The organism is Shewanella sp. 5_MG-2023, assembly GCF_030547465.1.
Classification (GTDB): Bacteria; Pseudomonadota; Gammaproteobacteria; order Enterobacterales; family Shewanellaceae; genus Shewanella.
This window is the reverse complement of sequence record NZ_JAUORC010000031.1, coordinates 25,959-48,511: the sequence shown is the minus strand read 5'-3', so window position 1 is coordinate 48,511 and position 22,553 is coordinate 25,959. Positions and strand designations below refer to the sequence as shown.

The window sequence follows — 22,553 nt, the reverse complement described above, 5'->3', positions numbered from 1 at the left end:
ACTTTGCGGGTTATATGAATAAGGTCTCAAAGTTTAGAAAACAAAATCTTTGCTATCTAATGCCATCATCGAATCTACACCGTTCTGAATACAGGCGGCATGACCTTTAGCTCTTGGCAACATACGTTGGATAAAGAACTGTGCGGTTTTTATTTTCGCTTGGTAAAATGCTTTTTCAGATGTATCAGTCTTTAACTTTTCTTGAGCCACTTTTGCCATTCTTGCCCAGAAAAAGGCTAATGTAACGTAGCCAGCAAACATCAAGTAATCTACTGAAGCCCCGCCTATTTCATCAGGGTTCTTTGTTGCTTTAGCACCAATAGTAACAGTAAGTTCATGCCACTCTTTAGCGTATGCCATGATGGGTTGGATAAACTCAGCCATAGCTTGATCGTCCATATTTTGTTGGCAAAATAGCGTCACATCTTTTGAAAATGGTTTTAATATTTCACCTTGGGTACCTATTATTTTTCGCGCTAATAAATCCAGTGCTTGAATACCGGTTGTACCTTCATATAAACAGCTAATTTTAGTGTCTCGCATGAGTTGCTCCATGCCCCACTCTTTTATAAATCCATGACCACCAAATATTTGTACTCCATGACTGGTCGCTTCAAAACCAAGTTCAGACAAAAATGCTTTTGCAATTGGGGTTAAAAAAGCCAATTTAGTTTCAGTTTCAGCTTTTACTGCTTCATTTTTTTCTGCATGGACAATATCAACTAGTTGGGCTAAATAAGATAATAAAGCGCGACCACCTTCAGCAATTGATTTTTGAGTTAATAGCATTCTTCGTACATCTGGATGCACAATAATAGGATCAGCTGGTCCTTGTGGATTTTTCACTCCGCTAATTGATCGCATTTGTAGACGGTCTTTGGCATAGGCTAAAGCACCTTGAAATGAAGCTTCTGCAGCAGCAACCCCTTCGCTTGCAACACCTATTCTGGCTGCATTCATAAAGGTAAACATGCACTTAAGGCCACGGTTTGGTTCGCCAATTAAGTGGCCAGTAGCAGCATCGAAATTAATCACGCAGGTGGCATTACCATTGATACCCATTTTATGTTCGATAGAACCGCAGCTCACGCCATTACGATCTGAAATACTGCCATCTTCGTTTACATTAAACTTAGGTACGATAAATAACGAAATGCCCTTATTACCTTCTGGTGCGCCAGGTATACGCGCAATAACAATATGAACAATATTATCTGATAAATCATGTTCACCTGCAGAGATAAAGATTTTTGTCCCTGACAACGAATAGGTTCCATCTTCGTTAAGCTCAGCTTTGGTGCGCAACATGCCTAAATCAGTGCCACAATGTGGTTCAGTTAAGCACATGGTGCCAGTCCATGTTCCTTCAACAAGTTTTGGCATAAACTGCTGCTTTTGGGTTTCACTGCCGTGGGCTTCAATCGTCGCCAAAGCGCCATGACTTAAGCCTGGATACATGGCAAAACTATGATTCGCACTAGAAAACATCTCGGCAATGTTCATATTTAATGAGTGCGGTAAGCCTTGCCCACCAAATTCAGGTGATTGCGATAACGTTGGCCATCCACCTTCTACATACTGTTTATAGGCATCTTTAAAGCCATCAGGAGTTGTGACGTTTCCGTCAGTCCAAGTACAACCTTGTTGGTCGCCAATTTGGTTTAATGGTGCCACGACTTGTTCAGTTAATTTAGCCGCCTCAGCAATGATGGCATCAATCATATCTATACTTGCATCTTCATAACCAAGACCTTGGTAATGGCTTTCACAGCCAAGTAACTCTTGCATCACAAATTTAAAATCGCGTATGGGCGCTTTGTAGTCAGGCATTGTCATTCTCCAAATAATTATTTTATTTAAGGTGGTAACTGACTATTTGGATGATAATTCACACAAATAACATTTCCGAATATTCGATGCTAAGTTAACTAAAGCTATTATCCAAATGCATAATACTTATGACGATCTATTAGTAAAAATAATATGGTATTGATTTAAGCTATTTAGTTAATCGGGTCAGTGGGTATTTGTTCCTCGATGTAATTTCCATACCATATACATAGACTGAGCCCTGCCTGTATTCCTTACATGAATAGTTATCTATTAAAACAATTGATTGGATAAATACAGAAACTCCACATAGCATGATTTGGCGTTTAAACGTTCATAAAAGTGGTAGTTAGTTATATTCAGAAGCTTAGGTTAGCTTCTAATTTATTCCCTTGCAGTTATTGAATAACGCAAATAAAAACTAGATGTTTACTGGTTATTAATAAAGCACTCAAGTGTCACAAATAACTTAAGTAAATCAGTTTGTTGACAAGGTTACTTAATAACTATTGGTCATTCTTGGGGATAAATATGAATGTAAAAACAGTACAAATCTTTAAGCACTCTTTAACCGCGTTAGCCGTTTGTGGGGTACTTAATTCATCGGCTATTGCTGAAGAAGTAAACACCAACTCAGAAGAAAAAGATGATATCGAAGTCATCTATGTCACAGCCTCTAAACGCCTAAAAAGCCTGCAAGAGTCACCAGTGGCGGTAACCGTAGTCGACGGCGCTGCAATTAAACAGTCAAATACGCTTGATATTAACGATCTACAAACATTGGTGCCCACTTTACGGGTTACGCCATTACAGCGCTCTACCAATACTAACTTCTCAATTCGTGGATTTGGTAATGGCACCAATAATACCGGGATTGAGCCATCGGTTGGTGTGTTCATTGATGGTGTCTACCGCTCCCGCGCAGCGGCGCAAATAGGTGACTTACCGCGAGTTCAACAAATAGAAGTGCTCAGTGGCCCCCAAAGTACCTTATTTGGTAAAAATGCATCTGCTGGTGTGATCAGCGTAACTACCATGGAACCTTCATATGATTTAGAAGGCATGGTTGAATTAGGCTATGGCAATTACAATCAACAAATAGTTAAAGGCTATATAACTAATGGGCTCTCTGATACGTTTGCCGTGAGTTTATCGGGCGGTTATAACGCTCGCGATGGTTATGCTGAAAGTATTGTTGGTCTGTCAGATGTTAATGACCGCGACCGTTGGAACATTCGAGGGCAAGCTTTATATGAACCCACTGAAGATGTTAAATTTCGCTTAATAGCCGACTATAGCGAAATTCAAGAGGCCTGCTGCGCTGTTGAAGATTCAATTAATGGACCTACTACTGCTGCCGTTCGCGCATTAGGTGGCATTGTTATCGACGAAAATGATTCATTTTCTTATCAATCTGCACTTAATTCAAATCCTGACAATAATGTCGAAGATGGCGGTGCCTCACTACAAATTGACGTTGATTTTGATGGTTTTGCATTAACGTCAATCAGTGCTTATCGCAGTAATGATTCAGGATTTAAGAATGATGTTGATTACACGTCTTTAGATATTCTCACTGAAGGTGGTCACACAGAAATAGAAACCGTCACTCAAGAGTTGCGCTTAACTTCAACAGGCGAGCGAGACTTTGAATGGATGGTCGGTGCCTATCTGTTCCATGAAGAAGTGATTACTGGCGATACTTTATATTACGGTAATGATATTCGAAACTACTTTGATGTATTAACCGCTGCAGGCGGTGCCCCAGGGTTATTAGCAGGTGTTGAAGGAGTATATGGTCTTGAACCAGGAACATTTTTTTCAAACACCTCAGCCGTTAACTCAGAGTTTGAACAAAAAAATGATTCCTATTCTCTGTTCGCAAGCTTTGATTACCATATCACTGAACAGCTAACGGCTATTTTTGGTGTCAGTTATATTAATGACCAAAAAGACATCACCATAGAACAAACTAATACTGATGTATTTTCTGCAATTGATTTAGATAATGATCTTACCTTGTTTGGTGTGCCCATTGGTTCGATCCCCCAACTAGCTCCTGCAGTTCCAGTATTGAAAGGCTTACAATTTTTACCGCCAATGATGGAATTACCTAACGTGGTAGAAAACCATAAAACAGATGACAGCAAAACCACCTGGTCATTTCGCCTAGCCTACGAAATCAACAATAACGTCAATATATTTGCCACAGCTGCAACAGGCTTTAAAGCAACGTCATGGAATTTGTCCCGTTATAGTAGCCCTTTTGCATCAGATCAAGAGGCATTAGAAACTGCCGGTATTTCACAACCTAACCAAGCTTATGGCGGACGTTATGCCTCTCCTGAAGAAGCTACCGTTTACGAGCTTGGTATTAAAACACGTTTTGAAAATGGCGCTTTTAATGCCACATTTTTTGATCAAACTATTGAAGGATTTCAATCATCTATCTTTATCGGTACTGGATTTGTGCTAGCTAATGCAGGTAAGCAAAGTACTCAAGGGATTGAATTTGACTCCAAATATAATTTAAACAGTGATTGGTCAATCACCTTTGCTGGGACTTACCTTGACCCTGTTTATGATTCCTTTGTTGGCGCATCAGGTCTAGACGGGCCTGTGGATTTATCCGGTGAAAAACCAGCTGGTATCTCTGATTTAAGCCTGACAGCAGGACTTGCTTATAATTATGAAATCGGTGAGGACATATATGGCTACGCTAGAGTTGATTACTTATATGAAAGTGACACTAAATTAGCTGAAAACGTGCCTGATTCATTAACTCGCGAAGTTAATACCGTTAATGCCAGCACCGGATTAGCCTTTGGCAATGGTATCAATCTACAGCTTTGGGTACGTAATTTAACCAACGACGAATACTTATTGTCAGCATTCCCGCCTCCGATTCAAGCAGGTAGTTTTAATGGCTACCCAAATCAACCTCGTACTTTCGGTGCTAACATTTCCTATGAGTTTTAGTTAAGAGAAAGCCAATAGTGACAATGACTTACATTGTCGCTGTTGGCTTTAACCTTTAACGCAATTAATAACACTCTACATTTTTATACTAAGTAAAGAGTAAGCAAATGCCTATTGAAACGATTTTAAAACAACGCTATTCAGCACGTGCGTTTTTGAATAAGCCTGTACCACAAGAAACCTTAAAACACATTTTTGAAACGGTGCAATTATCCCCTTCCAATTGTAATGTTCAACCTTGGCAAGCCTGTGTGGTGTCGGGAAAAACAAAACACAAATTACAACATCAATTCATGGAATTATTAATGAGCGGCGCCAAGCCAAACCCAGACTTTAACTGGACGGCACAATACAGTGGCGTACACCGCGAGCGTCAGTTTGGATCAGCAAATGCGCTTTACACCGAATTAGGCATAGCCAGAGAAGATAAGAAAGCGCGTCAAATGGCAATGCTGCGTAACTGGCAATTCTTTGATGCTCCCCATGCGGTATTTTTTACCATGGATAAATATTTAGACATTATGGGTGCAGTAGATTTAGGTATTTACGCGCAAACACTTTCATTAGTTCTTGCTCAGCATGGCATATCAAATTGTATGCAAGGTGCCTTAGGTCAATTTCCTGATCCTGTGCGAGAAGCATTAAACCTACCTGAGGAACGCGGCATCTTATTTGGCATGTCTTTTGGCTTTGCTGATGACACTAATCCTGTAAATAAAACCAGAACAGACAGAGAGTTAATCGATAATGCAGTCAGTTTTTTCGAATAAATGCCTTTTTATATATGACATTAAAAGAGAATCAACATGCAGTTGGAGCATAAGTTTGCGTTAATAGATCAGACCAACATTCACTATGTTGAATCGAATATTGTATCAGGCACAGAAGCAAAGCCAACGATCATTTTCCTTCATGGTTTTCCTGAATATTGGGGCGTTTGGCGTAAGCAATTAAGTTATTTCGCTGAAAATTATCGGGTTATAGCGCCTGATTTACCTGGGTACAACTTAAGTGATAAACCTACTGAAGTTGATTTTTACTCTGTCCCCAATTTAATCGCTTTCTTTTCAAAGTTTATTAAACACATTAGCCCAAATAGCGCAGTGATTTTAGTTGCCCATGATTGGGGCGGCGCCATCGCTTGGCCCCTTGCAGCCTTTCATCCACAACTAATATGTAAACTGATTATTTTGAATGCCGCGCATCCAAGTACCTTCACCCGAGAAATGGTTAACAACCCACTACAACGCCAAAAGAGTACCTATATTCATGACTTAATTAGTCAAAATGCAGAGCATTTATTACAGCAAAATAACTATCAATACCTAGCTGAGAACATCATGGTAAGTGCTTATAAAAGTACATTTAGCAATAAAACCAAAGCTGAGTACCGTCAGGTTTGGAGTCAACAAGGCGGCATTAATGGCATGCTGCAATATTACCGTGCAATGCCGCAATTAGCGGCAAAAGAAAACACTAATCATTCTGCGCTAAAACAACAAAATAACTGCTCGTCAAAAAGTGAAGACTCGGGTCAATTGAGTCCAATTAAAGACATCGCGACAATAAAAATACCCAATATACGTATTAACCTTCCAACGCTTATTTTATGGGGTGAACGAGACCAAGCCTTTGTTAATGAGAATCTTACCGATATTAACCAATACGTTCCGGATTGCACCATAGTGCGTTTCAAAAATTGCAGTCACTGGTTACAACACGAAAGACCTGCAGAGATAAACCACGTCATGAATCATTTTATTAATACATAATCACAAAAATAAAGGCTTGTTATGACCCAATCACAAACGTTAACCCACAGTGCATTTGTTTTTGAAGTTTCAAAATCAAATTTAATCCAAACCCGAGTAGTACCACTTAATATTGAACAGCCTTTAGCTGAAAATGAATTACTGCTGAAAGTAGATAAATTTGCTCTTACAGCAAACAACATTAGCTACGGCGTCACCGGAGATGCTTTAGGTTATTGGCGATTTTTCCCAACGGCAAATAGCACTGAGCAAGCCCAATGGGGGCGACTCCCAGTAATGGGCTATGCAGATGTTATTGCTTCAAATTGCCAACATATTAAAGTGGGAGAAAGGCTTTGGGGATTTATGCCAATGGCGACTCATTTAACCGTTATTGCTGGCAATATCGCTACAACGGGATTTTCTGATATAAATCCATGCCGAGAAGGTCTTTCACCTGTTTATAGTCGCTTTGATCGGGTTAATACTAATCCTTATTATCAGATAAATAACGAAGAATTTGATATTTTACTTCGAGGTTTATTTACCACTTCATGGTTAGTTGATGACTTTATGTTTGATAATAATTACTTTGACGCAGCTCAATACCTCATCACCAGTGCATCAAGTAAAACCAGCATTGCCCTGGCCTTCTCAATTAAAGACAGAGGCGAACGCCCTGCTATTGGTATCACCTCTGAATCTAATCGTAAATTTGTTGAGTCATTAGCTTGTTATGATCAAGTTGTCAGCTACCAACAAATAGCGTCACTCGACAGCGGTGTCACATCAATTTTAGTTGATATGGCTGGCGGTCAATCAACACTTTCAGCAATACATTACCACTTTGCAGACTCACTGCGTTATTCGTGTCGAATAGGGGCAACTCATCACCAAGATATTGATATCTCGGATGGTTTTAACGTTGCTAGCTTGCCGGGCGCAAAACCAGAGTTCTTTTTTGCACCAAACCAGCTTAAAAAACGTGCTGCAGAATATGGTGCCACCGAAATGATGAACCAGATGAATTTAGCATTACTGCGTTACATTGAGTTTTGCCGTGTGAACATAACCATCAACACAACTCATAACGTTACTGAATTAGATGCCATTTACCAACAAGTATTAGCAGGTAAAGCCGATGCATCTGTGGGCCAAATTGTTTCTTGGTAATTAATAATATCAATTCATTTAAATTGGCCAGCAGCAAGGTCTGTTAAACCTGAGGTTCGTATGGAAAGTATTGAATTAGTCAAATTTGTAAACACAAAAGTGATTCCAATTTGTATATTTTTAATCATGATGGGAATGGGGCTTTCTCTTATTCCTAAAGATTTTAAGCGAGTGGTAAAGTACCCTAAAGCTGTATCTATCGGTTTGGTTAATCAACTCATACTTTTGCCGCTTATAGGGTTTGTATTGGCAAGTGTCATGCCTTTAGAACCAGAATATGCCGTAGGCGTCATGCTGTTAGTACTATGTCCAGGTGGTACGACTTCGAATATGTTTACCCATTTAGCCAAAGGAGATGTCGCGCTGTCAGTTTCGATGACAGCAATAGCCAGCATCATAACGGTATTTACCATTCCAGTGATACTTAACTTATCGCTTGAGCACTTTATGGGTAAAGGTACTGAGTTCTCATTACCGATTATTACCACCATGATAAGTTTAATGAAGCTGACAATATTGCCTATTGGCATCGGGATGTTAATAAAGCGATTTGCCCCCAAATTAGCTGACAGTACACAAGTTCATGTGTCTAAATTTGGTATTTTATTTTTAACCTTATTAATTATCTTTTTGACATACATTCAAAAAGACATTGTGGTTTCAGCCCTTATCGCTGCAGGGCCAGTTTCAATATTGCTCAATATTTCAACCATGGCGCTGGGCTACTATTCAAGTAAGTGGCTTGGTTTAAACCTTGCTCAGCGCACTTCAATTACCATCGAAGTAGGTTTACAAAATAGTACTTTATCCATGTTCATGGCGCTGACCTTATTGGCCAATTATAAAATGTCATTTACACCTGCTATTTATACGTTAACCATGCTATTTACTGCAGGTGTACTCGTCAGAATATTTAATTCAAAGTTTAATCGCGCCGATAAACCGAAAGTGCAGTTAGATATCGCGAAATGAAGCCCTTTAAAAAATTAACAACACGGAAGATACTCATATGATTACAGTTCACCATTTAGTTAAATCAAGATCTAAACGCGTTTTATGGTTACTTGAAGAGATGAAGTTACCCTATGAGTTAATCATACATCAGCGTGATCCAAACACTAACCTCGCACCGAAGGCGTTATATGCCATACACCCTCTGGGTAAATCCCCCATCATGGTTGATGATGACATAACCATATGTGAGTCTGGTGCCATTATGGAATATATCTTAAACCAAGATTATTCAACGCATTTAAGACCAGACACAAATAGCAGCCAATATTATCAATACCTTGAATGGTTACATTTTGCCGAAGGCTCACTGGCTTTACCCGTTATCACGACTTTATTATTGCAAATGGAACCCCGTGCCGGTAGTTACCCACTAGATGGTTATATTGCCAAAGAATTAGCAATCGACTTTGCTTATATTGACCAATATTTAGCAAGCCACAGTTACTTTGCAGGCAATGACTTTAGCGCCGCCGATATCATGATGACCATAATGTTAGAGATAGCCATGAGTTTAAAATTACTCAAGGGACAAGACAATATCAAAGCTTACCTCTGCAAAGTTCAACAAAGAGCGGCCTATCAATTAGTGTTAAAACACGGATAGGACTTTTTATTAGAGTAAATACTGTATAAAGTAATTAACAGCAACAATATTACAACCAACGATTGACAATAAAAACAGACAACTAAAACTAAAAAGGTAGCAAATGGAACTTATCAAGGTCGAAATCGACAACAATATACATGTAATTACGCTAAACAATGGCAAAGTTAATGCTATCTCGCCAGAGATAATTACAGAAATTAATGTCGCTTTAGATGCTGCTGAGCAGCAACAAGCCGTAGTTATTTTAACAGGCCAAGCCGGAATATTTTCAGGTGGCTTTGATCTTAAAACCATGAAGTCTAGTTCAGAGGCTGCAATAGCACTGGTAACCGCAGGCTCTAAGTTAGCCCGCAGAATGCTGGCGTTCCCGACCCCTATTATTGGGGCATGTAACGGACACGCGATTGCCAAAGGGGCATTTTTATTACTCAGTTGTGACTACCGTATTGGCTGTGCGGGTGATTTTAAAATTGGTTTAAATGAAGTCGCTATAGGCATGACAATGCACAATGCCGGTATTGAGCTTGCGCGAAATCGTATCCCACGTAATTATCTTACTCGTTCAGTTATAGTCGCTGAACTGTTTGCCCCACAAACAGCGGTTTCAGCAGGTTTTCTTGATCAAGTTGTTGAACCTGAGCACCTGATGGCAACTGCCTATGCAGTGGCTAAGCATATGCAATCTCTTGATATGAAATCACATCACGGCACCAAACTAAAAGAACGTCACGCAATCCTTGCCGCGTTAGATAGCGCGATAGAAATCGATGCCCAAAGCACGTTAATTTTATAAGGTTAATACTATGAATAACAATGAAAAGTTTAACAGTTTGACTGTAGAAGTTAACGCTAAAATTGCTCATATCAAGCTTAATCGTCCTGATGAATTTAATTCAATGAATATTGATTTTTGGGATGAATTCCCAAAAGTGATTCAACAGATAAATGATCAAGCTGCTGCTCGTGTCATTGTTATTTCATCAACAGGTAAACATTTCTGTGCAGGAATGGATCTAGCCGTTTTTACCCAAAGTAATAATGATAAGAATATTGAATTAGGCCGTAAACATGAGCAATTACGCCGCTTAGTATTAAGGCTACAAGAGTGCTTCAACGTATTAGAAAGTGCCAGAATGCCAGTATTAATGGCCGTTCAAGGTGGTTGTATTGGTGGCGCGGTTGATATGGTCAGCGCTGCTGATTGTCGTTATTGTACCAGTGATGCTTTTTTCAGTATTGAAGAAACTAAATTAGGCATGACCGCTGACTTAGGCACATTACAGCGTTTACCTAAATTAATCTCAATGGGTTTAGTTAAAGAATTAGCCTATACCGGTCGCAGAATGCCAGCCAATGAAGCCAAAGATGCAGGTCTGGTTAATCAGGTATTTGAAGATCAACAAAGCATGTTAACAGGCGTAATGGCAATAGCAGCTGAAATTGCTGCTCGCTCACCATTGGCGGTAGCAGGCTGTAAAGAGATGATAAATTATGGCCGCGATCATTCTGTAGCAGACAGCTTAAATTATATGGCGGCTTGGCAAAGTGGTATGTTCCAACCGCAAAATGACATGATGGAAACTTTTACTGCCAAAGCGCAAAAACGAGCACCAGAGTTTCAAGAGCTAACACCAATTGATAATTCAAAAATATTCTAACTCGCTGTAGGGCTATTGCTCGATTGAATTAACCAAACAGTGTTTAAATCGACAATAGCCTTTTTATAAAAGCTTTTATAACAAGATTTTATAAAAAGATTTTAAACCAAAAGTAATCAAACATGGTATGAAGTAACTATGACCAAGCCACTGATTAACCTCGTTCACGCCAATGGATTTCCTGCAGGAAGTTATAAAACATTTCTCGGTGAATTTAATGAAAAGTTCAGTACCATTGCTCATGATCAATATGGGCATAATCATAAATACCCTATACACACTAATTGGCAGCACTTGGTTACTGAGTTGCTTGATTATTTAAAACAGCAAGATGAAAAAGTGATATGTATTGGTCATTCATTTGGTGGCATTCTGTCATTTCTTGCAGCATGCCAACATCCAGAGTTGTTTCGTGGTGTAATCATGTTAGATCCGCCTGTGGTGACAGGTCCTTTCAGTCATGTGCTTAAAGTTGTTAAAAAGACTCGTCTTATTGATAAATGGTCTCCTGCAGGCCGGGCACAAAACCGTCAACGTCATTGGCCGCTAAACACTAACTTAGTTGGTTACTTCGCACAGAAAAATTTATTTAAAAACTTTGATCCAAGGTGTTTAAAAGATTACGTTGACCATGGTGTAACCCAGCGCAATAAACGCTTAGAATTAAGCTTTACCCCCGAAGTTGAAGCCGATATTTTCAGACATTTACCTTGTAACTTAGCCAGATATAAAAACCAACTTAAGGTCCCAGCTGCACTTATTTATGGCGAAAAAACTGACGTATTCCCGGTTAAGTATTTCACTCGCTTTGCAAACTTAAACAACATTGAAGTTTCCATGATACCCAATGGTGGTCATATGTTCCCCCTAGAGCAACCACAAAATACTGCCAATATGATTAAGGCCATAGTCAAAGACTGGTAACAACGCTAATGGTATTAATAATGTTATTACTTAATAGCAGCTAAATTAGTCAGCTATATTTATAAAGTAAAACTAACAATAGTCTTAGCTTCTGGCGGCCTATTTTTATTTACTACAAGGTGCGAAACTTTTTGCATATTTATCTTTAAAGTTAACTCCATAGTAATTTACTTAGTGACTGCAATGGTCATTCAGCCGTTTGAACGCCCTATTCGCTGTTAAGGTTTACAAGCATTGCCATACCTAGCCAAGAGAACCACACTATTTGGCTTAAGCCAAATATTTCAGTGAGGATTTCAGCAGGATAAATTGTAAGAACACCGACAGTTCCAATTAATAGTCCGAAATAGTGTAACCATTTCGGTAATTCAATCGCTTTTAACCCTGCAACACTCAATAATAGAACCCATAAGCCGCCGACAATTTCGTTGCCGCCTCCAAAAGCCTCAACGATTGTGTTTATAACCATTAAAAGGGTCATTGCTTGCTGTGGATTTTGGGCTGACAAATTGATAACAGCTGCTAATCCAACATTTGCAATCATGCCACTTGCGATGACAAGGCCAACCCAAATAATACCGAAGACTGTAGCCGTTTGTGACAAAAGAGGCGCTTTGGTTTTCATCCGTTGATGGATCGCTATAACTAATATGGCTAAAAAAAGCCCAAAAGCGACATACATAACAAAATTAACGATTGATAAAATTGATTGATGATGAATTAGATAACTGAGTTTTTGTGTATCACCTGCACTGACTGGGTAATCCCAACACGCACCAAAAAATATAAAAGCTGATATGTAAATAACAGCTTCAAAAAGTGCAGCAACGCCAGCTATTTTTTGTATGTTATTCACACCTAATCCTTATTCATAAAACCTTGTTGTTACAGCGGTTAGCTTCCGCTAGTGTTGTTGATTAACTTCACGGTCTGATATTCAAACGCTAGGCTAGTTTGTCTACCTTTAACGGTTAATGTATCACCTTTTTTTAACCTAAACCAAAGTGATTTAGGTACGCCGCATATACGGTCATTGCCGAATAATTGGTAACTTTTAATGTAAACAGCGCCAGTACAATATTGACTGCTATAGGCTGTACTCACATATTTAACAATGAACTCATGGTTAACATGCTCATATTTACCTAGCGTAGTCAGTAAAACATGACCATATCTTGCTGTGGCGATTGGACCACAAAGGTAAATTACAATAAACAGTAGGCTATAAATAAATGTTTTTTTTACACCTTGATGGTGAATTTTATTTTGCTGGTCGGGACGAATATCTAGCCGATATAGACTTAATAGGATAACCGCTAACACTGAATACAACAGATGGTTAGCGGCTAAGGTATGTTCATTAATGATAATGTCATTTAGAAAAACACTGACGACAATGGTGAATAAAAACAGCTCAATGGCTTTTTGAGTGATATTAATATCTTTTATAATCATAACTTTAAATACGGTTTTTGGGATACTTCACAAAAACCGCTTATTTCTTCCTTGAATTATTTTTAGCTTAATTTGTAGCTGTAGCTTGTCGATTTTATATCGCGAGTTAACTAAGTTCTTTGATTGCCCTACCAATACCATCAACAGTTAGAGGGTACATTTTGTTATCCATTAACTGCTGAATTATCGATATCGAGTGATGATAAGACCAATGCTGCTCTGGTTGTGGATTTAACCAGGTCACTTTATTGAAGTGGCCTAATAGCCGATTCATATAATCACTGCCAGGTTTGTCGTTCCAGTGTTCAACACTGCCACCGCGGGCGACAATTTCATAAGGCCCCATTGTCGCATCGCCGACAAATATGACTTTATAATCTGATCCGTATGTTCTGATGACTTCTTCAAGGTCAATGGTTTGTTGATAGCGTCTGCTGTTGTCTTGCCATACTTTGTCATATAAACAATTATGAAAATAGAAAAATTTTAATTGTTTGAATTCAGTATGGGCTGCAGAAAAAAGCTCTTCACAGGTTTGAATGTAATCATCCATTGAGCCGCCAACATCAAAAAACATCAGCACTTTTACCGCATTGTGACGCTCAGGCTCCATGTGTACATCTAACAAGCCACCATTTTGAGCAGTGGAGCGAATAGTGGTGTCTATATCTAACTTTTCACTGGCACCAGTTCGGGCAAATTTACGTAATTTTTTTAATGCTAACTTGATATTACGGGTACCTAGCTCTCGGTCTTGGTCGAAGTTTTTAAACTCACGTTTATCCCAGACTTTAACGGCGCTATTATTACGGTTACCCTCTTGCCCCACTCTTATGCCTTCAGGGTTATAGCCATAAGCGCCAAAAGGTGATGTGCCACCAGTGCCGACCCATTTATTACCACCAGCATGACGTTTTTTTTGTTCTTCAAGTCGCTCTTTTAGTGCCTTCATAAGCTGTTCGAGGCCGCCTAGCGCTTTGAGTTTTTGCTTTTCTTCGTCACTTAAATGCTTTTCAAATTCTTTACGTAGCCAATCTTCAGGCAAGATTTGATCGAACACATCAATGCTTTCTATGCCTTTAAAGTATTCCGCAAAAGCGTTGTCATATTTGTCGTAATAAATTTCGTCTTTTACCATCACGATTTTGGCTAAATTATAAAAATCTTCAACGCTTGCAAACACCACGCCTTTTTTTAATAAGGCAATAAGATCTAATAACTCACGCAAACTGCAAGGTACGTTATGTTTTTTCAACGTAAGAAAAAAATCAATAAACATGATTTCACTACCTTTCTTTAGCGATTAGCGATTTCTTCGACTCATAAAAGCCAGTTTTTCAAGTAGTGACACATCTTGTTCATTTTTAAGCAGCGCACCAAATAACGGAATAACGTCAGAATTTTTATCCAATAGGCTCGCTTGAGAAATATCATCTGATATTAATAGCTTGATCCAATCAATAAGTTCAGAGGTTGACGGCTTTTTCTTAATACCATTCACTTCTCGTAGGTCAAAAAATACTTCTAAGCTTTGCTTGAGTAGTTGTTGCTTCACATCAGGGTGATGCACATCGATGATTTTTTCCATTTCAACTTTGGTCGGGAATTTAATGTAATGGAAAAAGCAGCGTCTTAAAAAGGCATCTGGCAGTTCTTTTTCGTTGTTTGAGGTAATGATGATAATGGGTCTTTGTTTAGCTTTAATCACTTGCTGAGTTTCATAAACATGAAACTCCATCTTGTCTAACTCTTGCAGTAAATCGTTGGGAAATTCGATGTCAGCTTTATCAATTTCATCAATAAGTAAGATCGGTCTTTGCTCTTCTTCAAAAGCCTGCCATAACTTACCTTTAACGATATAGTTTGAAATATCATGCACACGTGCGTCACCTAACTGACTGTCTCTAAGGCGTGACACCGCATCGTATTCGTACAATCCTTGCTGCGCTTTAGTAGTCGACTTAATGTGCCACTGATACAACTTACAATTTAAAGATTTAGCTAACTCTTCCGCTAATTGTGTTTTACCGGTACCCGGCTCGCCTTTAATCAATAACGGTTTTTCTAACGCGATGGCGGCATTCACAGCCATAGTGAGATCGCTTGACGCAATATAGTTGTCAGTACTTTTAAACATGCTTTTACCTATTGGTGATAGTTATATTTTTAGTTTTAGTTCTAATGCTAGTTTTAATGTTAGTTAGTGTTTTATTTACCGTTTTTTTTCAGCCCAGGGAAAAAGATATTAGTTGTTTGTTGGTATGCCTTATATTCAGGGCGTTTTTGCACTGAATAGAAATCAGAAGGCACTGCGCCAGTATAAACAACTAAGGTGGTGTACATTATTTTGGAGGTAATCAGTAAACCTACACCTAATAATCCGCAAACAACCACTGTCTCTTGTTGGTATAAGGCTAGCCATGATGGAATAGCGGCAATGACTAATCCATTCCACACCATCCATTCAGCAAAATAATTTGGATGACGACTAAATCGCCATAAGCCCACATTACAAACCTGATTCTTAATCCCTGTCGATTTCATCGCTTTCAAAAAAGCTAACTTTTGTATATCGGCAATAGTTTCCATCGCAAATGCAGCCAGCCACACAATAATGCCGATAATTTCAAATATTGAAATTTGTGAGTCTGTATTGGCTGCAATAATAAATGCAGGTAAAGCCAAATAAGATGCATTGGCCAAACCTTGTATTATCGCCTCTATTTGCTGCGCTAACGCCACGTTAGTTGCCAGCGACGTTTTTGGTATTCATAACGTGGCAATTCTTTTTGCAGGTGACCTGATGTCCACAGTTTTAACGCCCCAAACCCCATTCGGCTACCAGCAAAAATATAAGCCATACTGACTAATGCGACACGGGTTGAATCGCCGTCACTGTAACACCAAGTCATAATACCAATGAGTGTGAGCCCCATGGCCAACCTATATCAACCTAGGACATTCGGCCTGTACGCCATGTAGGTATACATACCACCAAGGTGAACATGAGTAATTGCAGCAAACCATTAACAAGATCAATTGTCACCAAAGTATCACTAAATATTAAGAGTATCCAACCAGCAATAAAAACAAATAACGGTGTAAAGTATTTCATCTGTCATGTTTCCCCTACAGTTACGCAAGTTCAATAGCAACGGGTATACCATTAAGTACGGCATTACCCGTTAACGTGTCGACCTTACTTGCATCCGTTAAGTCATTCATACTGACACCCGCCTGTGTTGCTGCAATGGACATGCGTGTACCTTGTTGATTATGCCCCCAACCTTGAGGCATACACACCACGCCTTGGAGAATGTCATTGGTAATTGCGGCTTCTATGTGGATTTCACCCACCCGAGAACTCACCTTAAGCAATTGTCCTTGTTTAATACCGAGGGTTTGCGCATCTTGGGTATGGATTTCTAAGGTGCAGGGATTTTTACCTTTAACTAAACGCGCAGAGTTTTGCGTCCAGGTATTGTGACTTTTTACTAATCGGCGACCGATTAAATCAAATGGGTATATTTGATCTCTTGGCGCAGTGGTCATCAACGCATTTAAACGTGATAAGTCATCGAGGTATATTTGCGGCGCTAAATCTATTTTACCTGAAGCTGTTTTAATCCTTTGTTCAATACACGGCATGAGTGGGCCGATATCAATCCCATGTGGGTTATCAATAAGCTTTTGTAAACTCATACCCTCTTCGCCATAAGGCCCTTGGGTTAATTCCATATCTAAGATCATCTCTGGTGTATAAGGATCCATGGGGGTATTGGTCATACGTGATGATATTTCTTTTAAAATTTGCCAGTCACTACGCTGATTAGCATTTTTTTCAAACAATGGCGCTGAGTATTTAACCGTGTTCCTTACTGAAAAAGAGTTAAAGAAGATATCAAAATGCGAATTTTCAACGCCAGTGGTGCCGGGTAGAATAATATCGGCGTATTTTGTGGTTTCATTAAGGTAGATATCCACCGACACCATGTAATCCAACTCAGTAAATGCATCCGCTAATTGCTTGCCATTGGGCGCAGACAGTACCGGATTGCCCGCAATAGTAATCAAACTCTTTATTTGACCTTCACCTGGTGTTTGTATTTCTTCAGCCAAGGTGGAGACTGGGAATTCCCCGTTAAAAAATGGCAGCTTTCTAACCCGAGAGTGATATTGGCCAAATGATGATTTATGCCCTTTTACGTGGTTTCTTAGTAAATCATAAGCAGGCTGAGGAAACATAGCGCCACCAGCACGATCAAAATTACCTGTGATGATATTCAGTACATTGGTTAACCATTGGCATAAACCACCAAAGGTTTGTGTTGAGGCGCCCATACGGCTATAACAAACGGCTGAATCTGCGGCGGTCATATCAGCAGCTAGCTGGCGAATACTCTGTGCATCGATACCAACAAATTCAGCAACATCTTCAGGCGCATAGTCTTTTGCGACAGATTCAAGTGTCTCAACACCATCAGTCATGGCGGCTAAGTGACGTAAATTCACTTTGTTAGACGTAAATACACAATGGATCAGCGCAAATAGCAGTAAAGCGTCTTTTTCTGGGCGAATAAACAGATGCTGATCGGCAATTTTAGCGGTACGTGAACATTTAGGATCGACGACGACAACCTTACCACCTCTTTTTTGAATCGCCTTCATGCGCCCGATAACATTTGGCGCTGTCATCATGCTGCCGTTTGACACAACAGGGTTACCACCAATAATTAGCATAAAGTCGGTGCGATCAATGTCTGGTACTGGGATTAACATACCGGCACCAAACATGAAGTTAGATGCTACATGATGGGGTAATTGATCAGCCGAAGCTGAGCTAAAACGGTTTATGGTGCCCAAAGACTTTGAAAAGGGTTTTAGCAAAATGGCATTGCCAAGGCTGTGGGCATTAGGGTTGCCCAAATAAACTGCCAATGCGTTTTTGCCATGTTTATGTTGAATCGCTTTGAATTTCTCGGTTATTTCATCAAATGCCTCTTCCCATGAGATATCAACCCAACCTGATGTAGTACGTTTAATGGGGGTTTTTAAACGATCTTTGTCGTAATAAAAATCTTCTAACGCGGTGGCTTTAGGGCAATTGTAACCTTTACTAAAAGGATCGTTTTGATCGCCCTTTATCGATAAGATTTGTTTGTCTTGATATTTAATTTCCAAGCCACACATGGCTTCACAAATATTACAATTTCGGTAATGGGTTTTGACTTCATTCATGTTCATCCCTGACTTGGTTAATCTTACTTTTAAAATTTCCATAAAAAAGAGCAAAGCTTATTCACTTTACTCTTAATAGCAGTGTGGTTAAAAAAGGTCTTCAAACCACTTTTTAACCGAACCAATAACCACCATGGTTTTTAATTTAAATAACGCCATACTGTCGCCAGATTCAAGTGCTTCTTCGCCGCAGCGAGGATCTGAGCGTTGCAGCGCCCCCGTCATGCTGTGATCGATTGGAATGGGTTCACAACCATGATTTGATTCACAGATAAAGTCCCACTTATCGCGAGCAGGTAAATGACAAGTAAAACAATTGCCGCCAAAACGGTTATTGACATCAACAAAGCCGCGATTAACTATTTTTGAGCCGTCCTCACTGACTTCTAACTCAAAAAATTCCCAATCACCTGTGACAGGAGATGAACCCGCCTTGCCTTTTACCATCACTTCTGTTGGTACCAACTGTACTACTGAGCCTGGAGGATATTTTGCTCCCTCAGGGGCATTGGCTACTGCCAATGTTGCGTCAAGATCACCAAGTATGTTGTCCACATAAAAATGCCTTACTGGTGTCATATCGCGGATACAGCTAAAGCTGTTTTCATCAATATCAATAGCAGCTTTAGCTGCATCTAATTCAATACCCACCTCTGCTAAATCATTAGCTTGTAACGTTACTGAGCCTGCTAAAAATAGCATAATAGAAACTGACAGTTGGCTTATGGGCAGTTTTTTAAATTTCATATATTTGTTCCTGTATTTCTTGTTATTTTTCAGATGGGTCACACTAAGAAACTAAGCTTTGTCATTAATGAATATCTATAATGATTGCTAAATCATGGCAGCGGAAAACAGATCAGGTCATTATGCCCCTGATCTGCTATTAAAGTATTGAAATTTAGAACGTTAAATTCAAATGCAATCTTACTACTAGGTTATTGACTAAGAACGAAGCTCTTTTCTAAGTACTTTACCGACATTACTTTTAGGTAATTCATCTAAGAAGGTCACTTCTTTAGGGCGCTTATAATTAGTCAGTAATTCAGTGCAGTGCTCATATACCGCGGCTTCGTCTAAATCAGGATCTTTTCTAACCACAAACACTTTGACCATTTCTCCAGTTGCATCACTTGGCGCTGCAACAGCAGCGGCTTCTAATATGCCTTCATGGCTAACGAGTACTTCTTCAATTTCGTTAGGGAAAACGTTAAAGCCGGAGACAATAATCATGTCCTTTTTACGGTCAACAATGGTAAAAAAGCCATTTTCATCCATGGTGGCAATATCGCCGGTTGCTAACCAGCCATCGATAATGATTTCATCAGTAGCATCTTGGCGATTATGATAACCCTTCATCACTTGTGGGCCTTTAACCCACATTTCACCGGGATCACCATTGGCAACGTCTTCACCATCGGGGCCTACTAAGCGGATATCCGTTGACGAGGCTGGCACGCCAATGGAACCGTTATAACTTTGTTGGTTATATGGGCTCATGGTGACTAATGGGGCGCATTCTGTTAATCCATAACCTTCTAATAAGCGAGTCTTAGTTACTTTTTCCCACAGTTCTGCGACGGGCCGTTGGACTGACATACCGCCACCAAAGCCCATTTTAAGAGAACTAAAATCTAGTTTGTCAAAACCTGGGGTATGTAATAAGCCATTGAATAAGGTATTCACCCCTGTAATAGCAGTAAAAGGATATTTAGCTAACTCTTTAACAAAGCCGTCCATATCACGTGGATTGGTGATTAGAATATTTTTACCACCAAAAGGCATAAAGGCTAGGCAGTTCGATGTAAGTGCAAAGATATGATAAAGCGGCAAAGCCGTAATCATGATTTCTTTACCTATTTCATAAACATTCTTAGTTACAGCTTTAGATTGCTCTATATTTGCCACCATATTACGGTGGGTTAACATAGCCCCTTTTGATGGGCCTGTCGTGCCGCCGGTGTATTGTAAAAAAGCTAAATCAGCACCGACAATTTCAACTGGAGTAAAAGATAATTTACTGCCTAAAGCTAAGGCTTTATTAAATTTTATTGCTTGAGGTAAGTTATATTCTGGGACTTGTTTTTTTACATGTCTTAGCGCGGTATTAATTAAAGCACCTTTAATTGTTCCTAAGCGGTCACCTACAGCAGTGATAATCACTTGTTCTACAGCGGTCTTATCAATAACGGCTTGTAGTACATTGGCAAAGTTTTCGAGAATGAGAATAGCTTTGGCGCCAGAATCCTTGAGTTGATGCTCAAGTTCCCGAGGAGTATAAAGCGGGTTAACATTGACGACAGTAAGCCCAGCTATCAGCGCACCAAACAGGGCTATGGGATATTGCAATAAATTAGGGATCATAATTGCAAATTTATCACCTTTTACTAGCCCTAGCTCTTGTTGTAGATAGGCCGCAAAATCAGTAGCCTGTTGCTCAAGTTCTGCATAGCTAATAGCAACATCCATATTAACGAAGGCGGTGTTGTCTTTATATAACTTGGTATATTTAAAAAACAACTCAGCTAATGAACTGTATTTATCTGGATCAATCTCAAATTCAACCCCAGGTGGATAACTTTTTTCAAGCCAAATCTTTTCCATAATACTTGCCTCTTATTTATTATTGTTAAACCTTAAAGCACTTCAAACAAGCCCGCTGCACCTTGTCCGCCACCAATACACATACTTATGACTACGTATTTAACCCCACGACGCTTACCTTCAATTAATGCATGCATTACCATTCGAGTGCCACTCATACCATACGGGTGGCCGATAGAAATTGCACCACCATTAACGTTTAACCGATCTTCTGGAATATTTAAGTATTCTGCGCAATACAACACTTGAACAGCAAAAGCTTCGTTTATTTCCCACAAACCGATGTCATCCATGGTTAAGCCGTGACGCTCGAGTAATTTAGGAATGGCATAAATAGGACCAATACCCATTTCATCGGGTTCACAGCCTGTCACCACTGAACCGCGATAAACCCCTAATGGTTCAAGACCTCGCTCTTTGGCGAGTTCACGCTCCATAACAACCACTGCAGCAGCGCCATCTGATAACTGTGATGCGTTACCGCCAGTTATGGAGCCATTGTCTTTAACGACTTTTAAACCCGATAAACCCGCTAAATTGGTTGATGGACGATTGCCTTCATCTTTAGTTAAGGTTACCTGTTGCGGTGTAACCCCTCCTGTTTCTTTATCCATGACTAATTTAGTGCAAGTTACTGGCACTATCTCATCATCAAACTTTCCAGCCGCTTGCGCTGCTGCAGTACGTTGTTGTGATAATAAAGCGTAGTGGTCTTGTTGTTCTCTAGAAATGTTATAACGCTTTGCGACTACTTCAGCAGTATCAAGCATCGGCATATAAATGGCGGGGCGATAAGCTTTTACGTTTGGATCAACTACCCTGTAGCTATTTATTTTATCGTTTTGCACTAAACTCAGTGATTCACAGCCCCCTGCGACAACGATTTGCGAACCATCACAGACAATTTGGTTGGCCGCGATTGAAATCGACATTAAGCCTGAAGAACATTGACGATCAATTGTCATTCCGGGAACTGAAACGGGTAAATTAGCCGCCATGGCAACCTGACGGCCAAAATTCATTCCTTGATTGCCCTGAGTTAACACCACGCCAAAGATGCAGTCATCAATATCACTTGGCTCAATTCCAGCTCGTTCTATGGCGGCTGTGACCGTAGCAGCTGCTAAAGTCGGCGCAGAAAGATCGTTAAAAGCGCCCCGATAAGCTTTGCCTATCGGTGAACGTGCAGCTGAAACTATGACGGCTTCTCTCATAAATCCCCTCTCTTATTTTAATTATTTTAGTTTTTATATTGTTAGGTTCGGTATAAAGCAAACAAAACTGAGTCGCTAAATGTATTATGATTGTATGTAAAATTAT

General features: G+C 39.7%; 20 protein-coding genes. 9 read left to right on the top strand and 11 right to left on the bottom strand.

Annotated elements, in window-relative coordinates; translation table 11 throughout:
* Positions 1 to 33: 33 nt before the first annotated feature.
* Positions 34 to 1,830 carry an acyl-CoA dehydrogenase C-terminal domain-containing protein gene (locus tag Q4557_RS16910; protein ID WP_303414135.1) on the bottom strand — a complete coding sequence of 599 codons (1,797 nt, stop codon included), beginning with the start codon at positions 1,828 to 1,830 and terminating at the stop codon, positions 34 to 36.
* A 531-nt stretch (positions 1,831 to 2,361) separates the two neighbouring features.
* Between Q4557_RS16910 and Q4557_RS16905 the strand changes: the two genes are divergently transcribed.
* The 9 genes from Q4557_RS16905 (at position 2,362) to Q4557_RS16865 (ending at position 11,936) form a co-directional block, all read left to right on the top strand.
* Entirely contained in the window at positions 2,362 to 4,809 is a 2,448-nt protein-coding gene (locus Q4557_RS16905) for a TonB-dependent receptor (RefSeq protein ID WP_303414133.1), read from the top strand.
* Positions 4,810 to 4,916: 107 nt separating this feature from the next.
* A complete protein-coding gene (locus tag Q4557_RS16900; protein WP_102439297.1) occupies positions 4,917 to 5,579 on the top strand; it encodes a nitroreductase in 663 nt (220 codons plus the stop codon).
* Positions 5,580 to 5,615: 36 nt separating this feature from the next.
* On the top strand, positions 5,616 to 6,581 hold the full coding sequence (locus tag Q4557_RS16895) for an alpha/beta fold hydrolase (RefSeq protein WP_303414132.1): 966 nt from the start codon (positions 5,616 to 5,618) through the stop codon (positions 6,579 to 6,581).
* Positions 6,582 to 6,602: 21 nt separating this feature from the next.
* Positions 6,603 to 7,733, top strand: coding sequence for a DUF2855 family protein (locus tag Q4557_RS16890; RefSeq protein ID WP_102439299.1), 1,131 nt, complete (start codon positions 6,603 to 6,605; stop codon positions 7,731 to 7,733).
* Between the two features lie 60 nt (positions 7,734 to 7,793).
* Positions 7,794 to 8,705, top strand: coding sequence for a bile acid:sodium symporter family protein (locus tag Q4557_RS16885; RefSeq protein ID WP_102439300.1), 912 nt, complete (start codon positions 7,794 to 7,796; stop codon positions 8,703 to 8,705).
* Positions 8,706 to 8,742: 37 nt separating this feature from the next.
* Complete coding sequence (locus Q4557_RS16880; RefSeq protein ID WP_303414128.1) at positions 8,743 to 9,351, top strand: glutathione S-transferase family protein; 609 nt, start codon at positions 8,743 to 8,745, stop codon at positions 9,349 to 9,351.
* A 103-nt stretch (positions 9,352 to 9,454) separates the two neighbouring features.
* Complete coding sequence (locus tag Q4557_RS16875; protein WP_303414126.1) at positions 9,455 to 10,147, top strand: crotonase/enoyl-CoA hydratase family protein; 693 nt, start codon at positions 9,455 to 9,457, stop codon at positions 10,145 to 10,147.
* 10 nt (positions 10,148 to 10,157) lie between these two features.
* Positions 10,158 to 11,012 (top strand): crotonase/enoyl-CoA hydratase family protein, encoded by an 855-nt coding sequence (locus Q4557_RS16870; protein ID WP_102439303.1) that lies wholly within the window; start codon positions 10,158 to 10,160, stop codon positions 11,010 to 11,012.
* 138 nt (positions 11,013 to 11,150) lie between these two features.
* Positions 11,151 to 11,936: an alpha/beta fold hydrolase gene (locus Q4557_RS16865; RefSeq protein WP_303414123.1), complete on the top strand. Its 786-nt coding sequence runs from the start codon at positions 11,151 to 11,153 to the stop codon at positions 11,934 to 11,936.
* 208 nt (positions 11,937 to 12,144) lie between these two features.
* On the opposite strand, the gene Q4557_RS16860 is transcribed toward Q4557_RS16865, so the two are convergent.
* From Q4557_RS16860 to Q4557_RS16815, 10 genes are all read right to left on the bottom strand, one after another.
* Positions 12,145 to 12,792, bottom strand: coding sequence for a DUF4386 family protein (locus Q4557_RS16860; protein WP_303414121.1), 648 nt, complete (start codon positions 12,790 to 12,792; stop codon positions 12,145 to 12,147).
* 38 nt (positions 12,793 to 12,830) lie between these two features.
* A complete protein-coding gene (locus Q4557_RS16855; RefSeq protein ID WP_303414119.1) occupies positions 12,831 to 13,391 on the bottom strand; it encodes a hypothetical protein in 561 nt (186 codons plus the stop codon).
* Between the two features lie 106 nt (positions 13,392 to 13,497).
* Positions 13,498 to 14,670, bottom strand: a complete 1,173-nt coding sequence (locus Q4557_RS16850) for a VWA domain-containing protein (RefSeq protein WP_303414118.1) — start codon at positions 14,668 to 14,670, stop codon at positions 13,498 to 13,500.
* A gap of 24 nt (positions 14,671 to 14,694) precedes the next feature.
* The gene (locus Q4557_RS16845) at positions 14,695 to 15,528 is read right to left on the bottom strand and encodes a MoxR family ATPase (protein WP_102439454.1); all 834 of its coding nucleotides are present in this window, start codon (positions 15,526 to 15,528) and stop codon (positions 14,695 to 14,697) included.
* A 71-nt stretch (positions 15,529 to 15,599) separates the two neighbouring features.
* Positions 15,600 to 16,133, bottom strand: coding sequence for a DUF1295 domain-containing protein (locus Q4557_RS16840; RefSeq protein WP_303414117.1), 534 nt, complete (start codon positions 16,131 to 16,133; stop codon positions 15,600 to 15,602).
* On the bottom strand, positions 16,124 to 16,327 hold the full coding sequence (locus tag Q4557_RS16835) for a hypothetical protein (RefSeq protein WP_303414116.1): 204 nt from the start codon (positions 16,325 to 16,327) through the stop codon (positions 16,124 to 16,126). Before Q4557_RS16835 ends, Q4557_RS16840 begins: the two co-directional genes overlap by 10 nt.
* 199 nt (positions 16,328 to 16,526) lie before the next feature.
* A complete protein-coding gene (locus tag Q4557_RS16830; RefSeq protein ID WP_303414115.1) occupies positions 16,527 to 18,629 on the bottom strand; it encodes a molybdopterin-dependent oxidoreductase in 2,103 nt (700 codons plus the stop codon).
* A gap of 87 nt (positions 18,630 to 18,716) precedes the next feature.
* Positions 18,717 to 19,376: a hypothetical protein gene (locus Q4557_RS16825; protein WP_241905016.1), complete on the bottom strand. Its 660-nt coding sequence runs from the start codon at positions 19,374 to 19,376 to the stop codon at positions 18,717 to 18,719.
* A gap of 198 nt (positions 19,377 to 19,574) precedes the next feature.
* Positions 19,575 to 21,233: an AMP-binding protein gene (locus tag Q4557_RS16820; RefSeq protein WP_303414114.1), complete on the bottom strand. Its 1,659-nt coding sequence runs from the start codon at positions 21,231 to 21,233 to the stop codon at positions 19,575 to 19,577.
* A gap of 32 nt (positions 21,234 to 21,265) precedes the next feature.
* Complete coding sequence (locus Q4557_RS16815; RefSeq protein ID WP_303414113.1) at positions 21,266 to 22,447, bottom strand: acetyl-CoA C-acyltransferase; 1,182 nt, start codon at positions 22,445 to 22,447, stop codon at positions 21,266 to 21,268.
* Positions 22,448 to 22,553 lie beyond the last annotated feature (106 nt).

What these genes read in the sequence shown, in the direction of transcription:
- Q4557_RS16815 (WP_303414113.1), bottom strand. Translation starts at nt 22,447, where the DNA reads ATGAGAGAAGCCGTCATAGTTTCAGCTGCACGTTCACCGATAGGCAAA.
- Q4557_RS16820 (WP_303414114.1), bottom strand. Translation starts at nt 21,233, where the DNA reads ATGGAAAAGATTTGGCTTGAAAAAAGTTATCCACCTGGGGTTGAATTT.
- Q4557_RS16830 (WP_303414115.1), bottom strand. Translation starts at nt 18,629, where the DNA reads ATGAATGAAGTCAAAACCCATTACCGAAATTGTAATATTTGTGAAGCC.
- Q4557_RS16895 (WP_303414132.1), top strand. Translation starts at nt 5,616, where the DNA reads ATGCAGTTGGAGCATAAGTTTGCGTTAATAGATCAGACCAACATTCAC.
- Q4557_RS16835 (WP_303414116.1), bottom strand. Translation starts at nt 16,327, where the DNA reads ATGGGGCTCACACTCATTGGTATTATGACTTGGTGTTACAGTGACGGC.
- Q4557_RS16875 (WP_303414126.1), top strand. Translation starts at nt 9,455, where the DNA reads ATGGAACTTATCAAGGTCGAAATCGACAACAATATACATGTAATTACG.
- Q4557_RS16900 (WP_102439297.1), top strand. Translation starts at nt 4,917, where the DNA reads ATGCCTATTGAAACGATTTTAAAACAACGCTATTCAGCACGTGCGTTT.
- Q4557_RS16880 (WP_303414128.1), top strand. Translation starts at nt 8,743, where the DNA reads ATGATTACAGTTCACCATTTAGTTAAATCAAGATCTAAACGCGTTTTA.
- Q4557_RS16890 (WP_102439299.1), top strand. Translation starts at nt 6,603, where the DNA reads ATGACCCAATCACAAACGTTAACCCACAGTGCATTTGTTTTTGAAGTT.
- Q4557_RS16910 (WP_303414135.1), bottom strand. Translation starts at nt 1,830, where the DNA reads ATGCCTGACTACAAAGCGCCCATACGCGATTTTAAATTTGTGATGCAA.
- Q4557_RS16825 (WP_241905016.1), bottom strand. Translation starts at nt 19,376, where the DNA reads ATGAAATTTAAAAAACTGCCCATAAGCCAACTGTCAGTTTCTATTATG.
- Q4557_RS16850 (WP_303414118.1), bottom strand. Translation starts at nt 14,670, where the DNA reads ATGTTTATTGATTTTTTTCTTACGTTGAAAAAACATAACGTACCTTGC.
- Q4557_RS16885 (WP_102439300.1), top strand. Translation starts at nt 7,794, where the DNA reads ATGGAAAGTATTGAATTAGTCAAATTTGTAAACACAAAAGTGATTCCA.
- Q4557_RS16855 (WP_303414119.1), bottom strand. Translation starts at nt 13,391, where the DNA reads ATGATTATAAAAGATATTAATATCACTCAAAAAGCCATTGAGCTGTTT.
- Q4557_RS16845 (WP_102439454.1), bottom strand. Translation starts at nt 15,528, where the DNA reads ATGTTTAAAAGTACTGACAACTATATTGCGTCAAGCGATCTCACTATG.
- Q4557_RS16865 (WP_303414123.1), top strand. Translation starts at nt 11,151, where the DNA reads ATGACCAAGCCACTGATTAACCTCGTTCACGCCAATGGATTTCCTGCA.
- Q4557_RS16905 (WP_303414133.1), top strand. Translation starts at nt 2,362, where the DNA reads ATGAATGTAAAAACAGTACAAATCTTTAAGCACTCTTTAACCGCGTTA.
- Q4557_RS16870 (WP_102439303.1), top strand. Translation starts at nt 10,158, where the DNA reads ATGAATAACAATGAAAAGTTTAACAGTTTGACTGTAGAAGTTAACGCT.